The organism is Gemmatimonadota bacterium, assembly GCA_016209965.1.
Lineage (GTDB): Bacteria > Gemmatimonadota > Gemmatimonadetes > Longimicrobiales > RSA9 > JACQVE01.
The window spans coordinates 1-11056 of the sequence record JACQVE010000148.1; the positions used below are offsets into that span (position 1 = coordinate 1).

Sequence of the window (11056 nt, forward strand, 5' to 3'; positions counted from 1 at the left end):
CCCAAGTCCAGCGTGCTGCCCAAGCCCTTCCAGATCAACCAGCTACACAGCCGAATCCAGGAGCTGTTGGGGCGCTGACGCCAAATGTGAGCGCGGCCGGGCGCTGCACTCGCGTGGTGCCGCAGGACCGCTCCGGCAAGCCTCCATGGGGGCGCGGGGCGCCCGGAGTTTGAACCCGGCGCGCCTCCCGGCTAGATTGCGCCCCCGATAGCCACTCGGCACCCCCATGCTCCCGGACCACCCATGTCCGACCTGATCTTTCAGGCGCACTCCGGGCTGCGCTACCTGGTTCTGCTCGCGGCGGCTGCCATGGTGGTTTACGCGCTGCAGGGCTGGATGAGGCGTCAGCCCTATGACCGGGCCGCCGCGCTGCTGGGCCGGGGCTTCCTGGGACTGCTCGATGTGCAGCTCCTGCTCGGCATCCTGCTGCTGTTCCTGCGTCCCTTGTACCCCGCGCTGAGCGGGCACGTGAGCCTCATGCTGCTGGCGGCTGCGGCGGCGCATGGCGCCTCGATCGCCAACCGGCGCCGCCCCGCTGAACAGAAAAGCTTTGCCCTGGCACTGGCCGGGAGCGCCGGCGCACTGCTGCTGCTGATGGCCGGCATCCTGGCGATCGGCCGCGCCGTTGTCTGATTCACCCGGAGGAATCTCCATGCGACGTCATTGGCTGCACACCGCGCTACTGGCGGCGGCCACCGCGAGCGCAGCGGGCGCGCAGACCACCCCCACGGAGCGACAGGCGGCCGCCGAGGTGCTCCGGCAGATCGACGCTCTCGAAGCGCGCATCCAGCCGGCACGCTTCGCCGAGCGGCTGAGCAGCCGCCGGGACCCGGCCCGCGATCAGCTCCTCAGGCGAGTCGAGGAGCTGTGGAAGGGCGGACTCCAGGACCTCAGCGACTGGATCGGCCACCACCCCGAAGTAGGTTGGCAGGAGCGCCTCGCGCTAGACACGCTCACCAGGGTGCTGAGGAATCTCGGGTTCCGGGTCGAGACCGGCGTCGCAGGACTCGAGACGGCGTTCGTCGCGAGCTGGGACTCGCCCGCGGGCGCCGCCGGCCCTACGCTCGGGCTGATCGGCGAGTACGACGCGCTGCGCGGCACGCAGGGCCCCTTCCATGGCGATCAGCACAATGCGCAGACGCCCGTCTCGATGGCGGCGGCCGCGGCACTGGCCGAGCACATGACGCGGGCGCGCGTGCCCGGGCGCATCATTATCTACGGCACGCCGGCGGAGGAGGTCGGGCCACCGGCCAAGACCATCATGTGGAAGGCCGGCGTGTTCCGGGGCGCGGACATCCTGGTGCGCAGCCACGCCACCACGCAGACGGCCCGGGGACGGGCGGGCTTCGGCGTGTGCTGCCTCAACATCAACGAGGTGAAGTACGTCTTTACGGGACGGCCGGCGCACCAGCTCTCCTCCTGGAACGGCCGGAACGCGCTGGAGGCGGCGGTCATGTTCTACACGGCGGTGGACCGGCTGCGCTCGACGTTCCGGCCGGAAGCCTCGATCCAGGGCGTGATCCCCGAGGGCGGCGTGGCACCCAACGTGGTCCCGGACCGCGCCGTCGTCGACTACTACATTCGCTACCCGGACGAGGTCTACCTCGAGCACATGACCCGCATGATCGCGGATGCCGCGCGGGGCGCGGCGCTGGCCACGGGCACACAGGTCGAGATCGAGCCCTACGGCGAGTATCGGGACGGCATCTCGCTGGGCACGCTCGAGGAGCTGGCCTTTGCCTACGCGCGCAAGCTGGGCGCGCCCAGGCTGAACGCGGAGCCGCAGCGGCCGCGCGGCTACGAGGAGACGGGGTTCGTGACCCGCGACATCCCGGGAGTGGGCGTCAGCGTCTACAGCTCGAGGGCGCCCAACCACACCTACGAAATGCTCGAGGACGCCTTCACCGACGTGGGGCACACCGCCTTCCTCTTGGACGCGCAGATCATGGCCGCCGTGCTCTATGACTTCCTCGCCTCGCCCGAGTTGCGGCGGACGGTGAAGGAAGAGCACCAGGCGCTCGCCGGTCTGCTCGCCCGCTACCATGAGGAGCTGCGGAAAGTCTACGCGCCGGAGCTCGCCCCACCGGCCCAGCAATAGGAGATCCGCCATGAGGTGCCCTGTGACGAAGCCCAGGCACACCGCAACGCTGCTCGTGCCGGTCCTGCTCTGCGCCGCCCCCGCGGCGGCAGCCATGCAGGCCCCGGTGGCAGCCCGCCCCGCCGGGGAGACGGGCGCAGCAACGGGCGCGGTGCGGGCGCCGGTCGACATCCAGGAGTGGACCGTGCCCTGGGAGAACACGCGGCCCCGGGATCCCTTCGTGGATCGCCAGGGGCGGGTCTGGTTCGTGGGGCAGACCGGCCACTACCTGGCCTACCTGGATCCCAGGACGGGCGCCTTTCAGCGGCACGAGCTCGAGCCGGGCACGGGGCCGCATAACCTGGTGGTAGACGACGCCGGCATCGTCTGGTACGCGGGGAACCGGGCCGCTCACATCGGCAGGCTCGACCCCAAGACCGGCGCCATGACCAGGTACCCCATGCCGGACCCGGCCGCTCGCGACCCGCACACCCTGGTGCTGGACCGGGCCGGCGACCTCTGGTTCACGCTGCAGGGCAGCAACTTCGTGGGCAGGCTGGTCACCAGCACGGGCGTGGTGCGGCTCGTGCCCGTGCCCACCCCCCGCGCCCGGCCGTACGGCATTGCGCTGGACTCGAAAGGCCGGCCCTGGATCAACCTGTTCGGCACCTCGAAGCTGGGCACGGTCGATCCCGTGACCTTCCAGATCCGGGAAATCGAGCTGCCCCGAGGCGAGGCGCGCAGCCGGCGTATCGCCGTGACGGCCGATGACCGGATCTGGTACGTCGACTACGCGGAAGGCTTCCTGGGCCGCTTCGACCCGGTGAGCGGCGCGTTCCGCGAGTGGCCCATGCCAGGCGGCCGCGACAGCCGCCCCTACGCCATGGCAGCGGATGACCGGGGGCGGATCTGGTTCGTGGAAACAGGGCCTAAGCCCAATCGCCTGGTCGGATTCGACCCCGCGAGCGAGGAGTTCTTCAGCATCACCGAGATCCCCAGTGGCGGGGGCGCCGTGCGCCACATGGTCTTCCACAAGCCCACGCGCGAGCTCTGGTTCGGCACGGACACGAACACCATCGGGCGGGCAAAGCTCCCCTGAGCAGCAGCTCCGGCGCCGGCGTTCCTTGCCGGCGCAACCGGGCCCCGCGCCTTGTGCGCGAAACCCGGCCACCATGGCGTCAAAACCATCATGATTTATACACCGTACTCGACTGCGGCGGCCTGGGGGTGCGCAGGCTTCCGTGATTCCCCGGGTAGGCCTTGCGGGGCCGCGCCACCAATGCAAGTATTGCTTCACCTCAGGAGCATCAAACGTTTGTGTTGTTCGTCTGACACCCTCATGACGGTGAACCTTGGAATTGAGCGGCCAGAATCAGGGGGAACTGGAGGCTGCGCTCGCCCGGACCGAAGCCGATGCCGAGGCTTCGGCGCACGCAGCGGCGGCCGTAGTGAAAGCGAGCAGACAGGCCAGGACAGCGGCGGCGGTCGGATCAATTCGGGACATGCAGAAAGCGCTCGCGGCGGCCGAGCAGCTTGCCGACGCATTGCGTGACTCCGTGCGGACTCTCCGCTCGGGCTGGAGCTTCGACGAGCGGCAATATCTGGAGTCCGGCGCGTACACGGCCGAACTGCTGAGAGCCGCCGAAGAGCGCGGCGTCCGCCTCCTCGAGCAGGACGAGCGCATCCTCAGCTACCCGTCGGTCGTGCGCGTGCTCCCGGCCGAGGGCGCGATCGAGATCGACCGGAAGCGCGAGCGCGGGATCCGTCCTTCGGTCGTGGCCACGCACTTGAAAGAGCGGCAGCAGAAGCAGCCCCGCTTCAAGCCGGAGCAGTTTCTGGAGGCCCTTTTCCGCGCCTACCGACTAGCGCTCGAAGAGAAAAAGCGCTCGATGGGAGCCACGGTTCGGCTGCTCGGCATCTATCAGATCCTCACGCTCCTGCCCGGTCAGACGCGCGAGTACTCGAAGCAGGAGTTTGCGCGCGACATCTACCTCCTCGACGAGAGTGATGCCAAGGCGACGGGCGAGGGGTACCGCCTCAGCTTCCCGGCCGCCACGGGCACCAGGACGACCGGCGCCCTCACGACCGTGACCAAAGCCGGGAGGCTCAAGATGTACTACGGGATCTCCTTCCGCGCATGATTCGGCTCGAGGACTACCTCGCCTTCGCCCGCTCGGAATACCTGGGCGACTTCATCCGTGCCGGCGGTGCCGCGGTCAAGTTCGTCGTCCCCTCCGCTGGCGCCTCGGCCACGGACGTGCACGCCGGCCTGGAAGAGGCCGCCCGAGAGCATGGTTACGTCTATGCCCAAGTCAACGCGAACGACGTCAAGGTCCACATGATCGATAAAGTTTTCCACGCCATCGCGCTGCAGGTGCCATGGAATGACCTTGCCCACTCCGTAGTGGTGCGCAGCCTGGCGGGGCTGGGCTTTCGTTTGCCTGAGGACCAAACTGACCTTTCGCTCGACATCGTCGCCCGGATCAACGACTACGACCCGAACGAGATCCGCCTCGAGTTCAACCGCCGCCTTCAGCAGGAGATCTTCCGGGATTACGAGATGGCGCAGGAGTTCCGCATCGCCATGATCCGGCTCTGCCAGGCGCACGTGGACGGGAGCGCCTCCGTTCAATACGCGCGCGCTGCAGTCGTCGACTGGCTCAGCGGCTCGCTGCGGGCGATATCGACCCTCAAGCCCGCGGGCATCTACCAGAAGATCGTACGCCACAACGCCCGGCACATGCTCTTCTCGCTGGCGCGGTGGCTGACGAAAGCAGGCCGGAGCGGGCTGGTGCTGGACCTCGATATCGGGCGCTTGGCGGTCAGCCGCCGGCTCGCCGAGGACGAGGGGTTCCACTACTCTCGTGCAGCGGTGCTGGATGTATACGAAGTGCTGCGCCAGCTTATCGATGCCACGGACGAGCTCACGTCGTGCTTCGTGCTGGTGGCCTGCGCTCCCGAGTTCCTCAACGATTTCAGTCGCGGCCTCGAAGTCTACCAGGCGCTCAAGCTGCGCATCTGGGATGAGGTGCACGACCGGCGCCGCACCAACCCGCTTTCCGCGCTGATCCGGGTCTCGCCCAGCGCGGAGCCGTGGACCGTGCCCGCATGAACCCAGACCGTGTCACGCAACGTCGAGCGATCGAGGCGCTGCGCTCCGGGGTCCCCAACCGCGACGCGGTCCGCGCCCTTGGCTCGACCCAGCTCTCCATCGAGCGGCAATTCGAGGAGAAGCTCGACGCGGTGCGTTCGGGAGGACCGGCCGGCGGCCTCCTGGTCGGCGGCGACTTCGGGTCCGGGAAGTCGCACCTTCTCGAGTACCTCCAGCACAAGGGGCTCGAGCAGGGCTTTGTCACCAGCAAGATCGTCATCAGCAAGGAGACGCCGCTCCACGACCCAACGAAAGTCTTCCGCTCGGCCGTTGCCAACGCGCTCGTGCCGGACCGGCGCGGTGCGGCGCTGACGGAGATCTCGCAAAAGCTGCGCTTCGACAGCCCGCGTTACGCCGAATTCAATGAGTGGGTGAATACAGCGGAGTCCAGCCTGAACGAGCGCTTCGCGGCCACGCTGTTCCTCTTCCAGAACCTACGGACGGATCTGGAGTTTATGGAGCGCATCATCCGTTTCTGGTCTGGAGACCCGATTACGGTGGGCGAGCTCAAGCGCAAGCTTAGGGAAGCCGGCGAACCGGCGACCTGGACCTTGCCTAAGGTTTCGGCGCGCGATCTCTCTCTCCAGCGTTTCCGCTTCGTGGCGCGCCTCATTGCCGCGGCGGAGTACGCCGGCTGGGTCCTGCTCTTGGACGAGGTCGAGCTGATCGGCCGCTACTCGCTCCTCCAGCGAGGACGCTCCTACGCCGAGCTGGCGCGCTGGATCGCCGGCTTCGAGGCTGAGCCGCTCGCCGGGCTGACGGCCGTGCTGGCCATCACCAGCGACTTCGATCAGGCTGTGCTCCTCGATAACAACGACCGGGAGAACGTGCCGAACCGCCTGCGCGCGCGCGACAACCCGGCCGACGACCTCGCCGCCACCCGGGCCGAGCAGGGGATGCGCATTATCGAGCGGAGCCTTATCCCGCTCGAGCGGCAGGACGAGCGGGCGCTCGACGAGACGTATCGGAAGGTTAAGCGGATCCATGCCGAGGCGTACGGCTGGCAGCCGCCGGACGTGCGGGGCGCCCAGGAGCTGACGTCGCGCAGTATGCGGGAGTACGTGCGCTCCTGGATCCACGAGTGGGACCTCCGCCGGCTCGACCCGTCCTACGCGCCGCACATCGAGGTCGAGCAGATCGAGACCGACTACGCCGAGAGCCCCGAGCTCGAGACGCCGCCCGAAGGCGAGGTCGAGGAGTCTGAGCCCTGACCATGCCCATCCACTTCCGGGACGCCGAACAAATCGAGAGCCTCGGCTCCGCCGGCTTTCTCCGCTTCCTGCCCCTCGACAATGACGGCACATACCTCGGCGCCCTCTTCCTCGTCAACGCGCGGAGTGAACCGCTCGAGTTCAGCTACAACCGCATCGATGTCCCGCAACGGTTCCTGTGGCGGAAGCAGGATCTCCGCCGCCACATCGCGCGACGCCTCGCCGCCTCGCTATTCGAGATCTGCCCGCGCGTCCCCTCCGTGCTGCTCTGCCTCGCCGACGAAGTCGAAGTAGAGCTGTTCAGCGAGGAACTCGAGCTCTCGGTGCCGGCCGCGCGGCTGGCCGCCGGGACCTCGCCCGTCGGACAGGCGGCGGGCGAGGAGCGGGAGGTGCTGTCGGAAGACGAGCCGGTCCAGGTCTTCTGGATCGGCGGGCGGCCACCCGACGAGGCGCCGGCGCGCCGCATGGTCCTTCGCCTCGCCGCGCGCGGGCTCTTGATCGAGCCCTTCGAGCGCGCCGCCACGGGTCTGCGGGAAGTGTATCGTCTGGAGGCGAAAGAAGATGAAGGGGTGGTGGGCTCCACGACATCGGCCTAGGCGACGCAGCCTGCTCGACCGTCTCGTGCCGCCCGAGCCGGCGCGCGTTGGCGCACCCAGGTTCGTGCAGCTGACCGCTCCCAGACTCAGTACCCCTCGCCAAGCGGCTCTGGCGTGGCCGCGACCGGCGGAGGCTGGCGCCCTCGAGGCAGCCGGATCGCTTGCTGGGACCGCTTCCCTACCTCTTCGTATCCATTCCTCGGGCTCCGGCACCGTCCGGTTGGACGGCGGCATGGCGCGCGCCCCGACCGCCCGCGCGCCACATCGTGCACGCGGCGTGGAGTGGCGGGAATTCCCAGAGCGTGAGCCGGGACCTCCGCCGGACAAGCCCGAGCCGCCCGCGGAGCCCTCGCTCGCCGACCGGCTCCTTCGCCTCCTTCAGCCACCCCTGGGAAGCTATCTCGCCCGCCAGTCCGCCATCGAGTGGCCCGGCCACTTCTTCCCCTACCAGCGCGAAGGGGTCCGCGCCCTCGTCGAGCGCGAGGCACTGCTCTTGGCCGACGACATGGGCCTCGGAAAGACGGTGCAAGCCGCGGCAGCGCTGCGGATCCTGCTCCACCTCCGCCGCGTCGAGGCGGTGCTCCTCGTCGTTCCCGCGGGACTTATCACACAGTGGCAGCGGGCGCTGCGCGACTGGGCGCCCGACTTGCGCGTGAGCACCGTTCGCGGTCTGGCCCAGGAACGGGCATGGCAGTGGCGGGCGCCAGCGCACCTGTACCTCACGAGCTACGAGACGCTGCGGTCTGATTTCACCGAGAACCCTCAGTGCCCGCCGAGACGCCGCGTCTGGGGCGTCGTCCTGCTGGACGAAGCGCAGAAAATCAAGAACCGCGACGCGGAGATCAGTGCCCTCTGCAAGCGGCTGCCGCGGCGCCGCGCCTGGGCGCTCACCGGGACCCCACTCGAGAACCGGGTCGAGGATCTCGCCTCAATCTGCGAGTTCCTGACCCCGTGGGAAGAGCCCGCACCGCCGCTGCGGCTCACGCCCGGCGCCGGGTTGCTCGCTCGCCATGCCAGCCTTCAACTGCGCCGCAAGAAAGGCGACGTCCTCACGCACCTGCCGCCGAAGACCGTCGTCGAGGCCGCGCTCCCGCTTGGGCCCGTGCAGCGAGAGAGCTACGAGCGCGCCGAGCGCGACGGCGTCATATGGCTCCAGGAGCTCGGCGCCATGGCCCGGATCGCGCATGTCCTCGAACTGATCACCCGCCTGAAGCAGATCTGCAACTTCTGCCCTGTGACGGGGGAGTCGGCGAAGCTCGAGGACCTGGCGGAGCGGCTCGAGGCACTCGCCGCGCAGGGGCACAAGGCGCTGGTGTTTTCCCAGTACGCGGACGAACGCTTCGGCGTCCGCGCCATCGCCCGGCGGCTCGAGCGCTTCCGGCCCATTGCCTATGTCGGCGACCTCTCCTCGCGCGAGCGTGACCACGCCATCGCCGCGTTCAAGCAGCGGCGGGACAGCCGCGCGTTCATTCTCTCGCTCCGCGCGGGCGGGCAGGGCCTCAATCTGCAGGAGGCGTCTTACGTCTTCCACTTCGACCGCTGGTGGAACCCCGCGACCGAACGCCAGGCGGAGGACCGCGCGCACCGGCTCGGGCAGCTCCTGCCGGTGACGGTCTACAAGTACACGTGCGAAGGGACCATCGAGGAACGCATCGAGGCCGTCCTGCGCGGCAAGCAGGCGCTGTTCGACCATCTTGTGGACGACGTCTCGATCGACCTCGCCCAGCACCTGACGCCTGACGAGCTCTTCGGCCTCTTCGGCCTCGAACCGCCGCCACGCCGCGCCGCACCACCCGCGCCGACGCCGGCCACTTACACCGCAATGTCGGGCGAGGAGTTCGAGCGCCATATGGCCGACGTCCTCAGGCGGCTCGGCTGGTTCGTGGTCAAGACCGCGCGCACGCGGGACGGCGGCATCGACCTCAGGGCCAGCAAGACGGACCCGACGGGCCTCGAGACGCTGCTCTACGTCCAGTGCAAGTGCCAGCAGGCACCAGTCGGCGTCCACATCGTGCGCGAGCTGAACGGCGTGCTCGAGCGCGGGGTCCAGGGCGTGGTCGCCGCGCCGGGCGGCTTTACGGCCGACGCGCGCGCCTTTGCCGAGGCGTGCGGGATCAAACTCTGGGACGCCGAACGGTTGAGAGCACTTGCGGAAGAAACGCGTGATCATGGCAGCTAGCGGCCAAATGCGTCGAGGTAGGTACCCTGGGCGCGCCAACGCTCGCAAAGCTTCTCGGGGCTAGGGCGTTGGCCGACAAACATGTTGCCGCCTACACGGCGGCCAAGCACGCCGTGATCGGCTTCACGCGCGCCGCCGCCGCGGAGGTTGCGGGCACCGGCGTGACAGTTGAACGCCGTCTGTGAGGTCGTGCACGCCGTGTTCACGTTGTGTGACGACGCCGCGGCCGGCATCAACGGGCAATCCATCGTCGTCGACGCTGGAGCGCCATCGCGCCGGCCACCTGCTCGGCTCGAAGAGCACCGCGCTGGCCTCGGCGGCCACTCGCTCAAATGGCAGTCAGCCGGCGGCCTGGCAAACGCGATGTCGCTCGAATCGTGTAGCGCAAGCCGAAGTAGCACGCGGATCAGTATCCTTCGTAATCCTTCGTGCCAATCGACCATTCGTCCTGCCGGAGCGTTAGGTGGCCGCAGTCCTCACTCGCGGTACCCGGGACGTGGCGCTCAACCAGCCCGTCCGGGTTGCGCGGTGGGAACGCGCTGAGTAACCTGCTCTGAGCTCCGGATTGGGCAACGCTCGCGAAGATTGAAAGGATGCGGCGGCCCCCATGACGGCCACGGAAGCGATTCAAACAATTCGCGAGCGCATCGAGCGGGAGTTCCAGCCGGAGCGGGTAGTCCTCTTCGGATCCTACGCGCGCGGCACAGCGCAGCGCGGCAGCGACGTCGACATCCTCGTCGTCTTGCGCGAAGTCGCGGACAAGCGAGCGGCCGCGATCGCCATCCGCCGCTCCCTCGTGGATCTCGCCATCGCCAAGGATATCCTCGTCTCAACGCCGCAGGAAATCGCCGAGCGCGGCCACCTGGTGGGCACCGTGCTGAGATCGCCACTGCGCGATGGGAAAATCCTGTATGAGCGCGGCTGACCCAGTGTCGGAGGCCCGCCGGTGGCTGCCTTACGCCGAACACGCTGAGCTGACCGAATGGGCCGTCGAGGCGCAGGATCCGGGAGCTTGGCCAGAGCCCACGGAAGAGGACGCGCGCCGTGCGGTGGAACAGGCGCGGGATGTGGTGGACTCCGTGCCGGCGGAGATCGCCCACCGAATCGAGACGAAACTGGAGGAATAGAAACGGCCGCGCTCACGCGTGCACCTCTTCTGACCCCGGTCGTGCAGCTACCGGTACTTGAGACCCTCGTACGCGGCGACATCGTCGGGGACAACGGGCGCGTGAGACGCTCGACCCATCAGCAGGGCGCGCATTCGCCCGTGCGGGTCCTGCCCTGCGGTGTCACCTTTCCGTGAAAGGAGGCAGCAATGTCCCGGTTCCTCAGAAGCCTCGGTCCCCTGGGCGTGCTGGTCGTGGTGGCGGCTCCCGCCACTGCGCAAGAGGAAAAGATGCCCACGCCCGCGGACGGCCACGCCGTCCACGTCACGGCCCCGCACGTGGTGGCCGGCAAGGTAATGGGGCCGTACCATCACTACTGCAAGGTCCTTTCCCCCGAACCTGTGATCGAGTGTCTGGTCTACGATTCCAGTGATCCCAACGCCAGGCTTCAGCAGGTCGAGTACGTCGTTGCCAAGTCCATCACCCGGACAGGTGCCGTGACGCGTGGAGACTGGAACAGGAACTGGCACGACCACCGGCAGGAGATCGCCTCCGGCCGAGTGCAGGTGCACGATCTGCCCCCGGAGCAGGCCAAGGAAGTGGCCGACCTCGTGGCCACCACGGACGGCATCATTTTCCACCTGTGGTCGCATGACCAGAAGGTGCCCAGCGGGAAAGTGATCATCGCCCAATCCGTGGGGCACGTGAACCTGACGGAAGCGGAGTTCAAGAAGGG

12 protein-coding genes are annotated in these 11056 nt (G+C 68.3%); all 12 read left to right on the forward strand.

Annotation, left to right across the window (positions count from 1 at the left end; translation table 11 throughout):
• The first annotated feature begins 243 nt into the window (after positions 1-243).
• Positions 244-633, forward strand: coding sequence for a hypothetical protein (locus HY703_06150; GenBank protein ID MBI4544754.1), 390 nt, complete (start codon positions 244-246; stop codon positions 631-633).
• A 19-nt stretch (positions 634-652) separates the two neighbouring features.
• Entirely contained in the window at positions 653-2098 is a 1446-nt protein-coding gene (locus tag HY703_06155) for a peptidase dimerization domain-containing protein (protein MBI4544755.1), read from the forward strand.
• A gap of 94 nt (positions 2099-2192) precedes the next feature.
• Positions 2193-3176, forward strand: a complete 984-nt coding sequence (locus HY703_06160) for a lyase (protein ID MBI4544756.1) — start codon at positions 2193-2195, stop codon at positions 3174-3176.
• Between the two features lie 403 nt (positions 3177-3579).
• Positions 3580-4218, forward strand: a complete 639-nt coding sequence (locus tag HY703_06165; GenBank protein ID MBI4544757.1) for a hypothetical protein — start codon at positions 3580-3582, stop codon at positions 4216-4218.
• Complete coding sequence (locus tag HY703_06170; protein MBI4544758.1) at positions 4215-5189, forward strand: DUF2791 family P-loop domain-containing protein; 975 nt, start codon at positions 4215-4217, stop codon at positions 5187-5189. The genes HY703_06165 and HY703_06170 overlap by 4 nt, the downstream gene beginning before the upstream one ends.
• A complete protein-coding gene (locus HY703_06175; GenBank protein ID MBI4544759.1) occupies positions 5186-6439 on the forward strand; it encodes a DUF2791 family P-loop domain-containing protein in 1254 nt (417 codons plus the stop codon). The genes HY703_06170 and HY703_06175 overlap by 4 nt, the downstream gene beginning before the upstream one ends.
• Before the next feature lie 2 nt (positions 6440-6441).
• Positions 6442-7035 carry a hypothetical protein gene (locus HY703_06180; protein MBI4544760.1) on the forward strand — a complete coding sequence of 198 codons (594 nt, stop codon included), beginning with the start codon at positions 6442-6444 and terminating at the stop codon, positions 7033-7035.
• A gap of 232 nt (positions 7036-7267) precedes the next feature.
• Positions 7268-9214 carry a restriction endonuclease gene (locus HY703_06185; GenBank protein MBI4544761.1) on the forward strand — a complete coding sequence of 649 codons (1947 nt, stop codon included), beginning with the start codon at positions 7268-7270 and terminating at the stop codon, positions 9212-9214.
• A 26-nt stretch (positions 9215-9240) separates the two neighbouring features.
• A complete protein-coding gene (locus HY703_06190; GenBank protein MBI4544762.1) occupies positions 9241-9399 on the forward strand; it encodes an SDR family NAD(P)-dependent oxidoreductase in 159 nt (52 codons plus the stop codon).
• A gap of 422 nt (positions 9400-9821) precedes the next feature.
• Positions 9822-10139 carry a nucleotidyltransferase domain-containing protein gene (locus tag HY703_06195; protein MBI4544763.1) on the forward strand — a complete coding sequence of 106 codons (318 nt, stop codon included), beginning with the start codon at positions 9822-9824 and terminating at the stop codon, positions 10137-10139.
• The gene (locus HY703_06200; protein ID MBI4544764.1) at positions 10126-10341 is read left to right on the forward strand and encodes a hypothetical protein; all 216 of its coding nucleotides are present in this window, start codon (positions 10126-10128) and stop codon (positions 10339-10341) included. The genes HY703_06195 and HY703_06200 overlap by 14 nt, the downstream gene beginning before the upstream one ends.
• 188 nt (positions 10342-10529) lie before the next feature.
• Positions 10530-11056, forward strand: a 527-nt coding sequence (locus tag HY703_06205) for a DUF1264 domain-containing protein (protein ID MBI4544765.1), incomplete at its 3' end; no start/stop codon positions are given.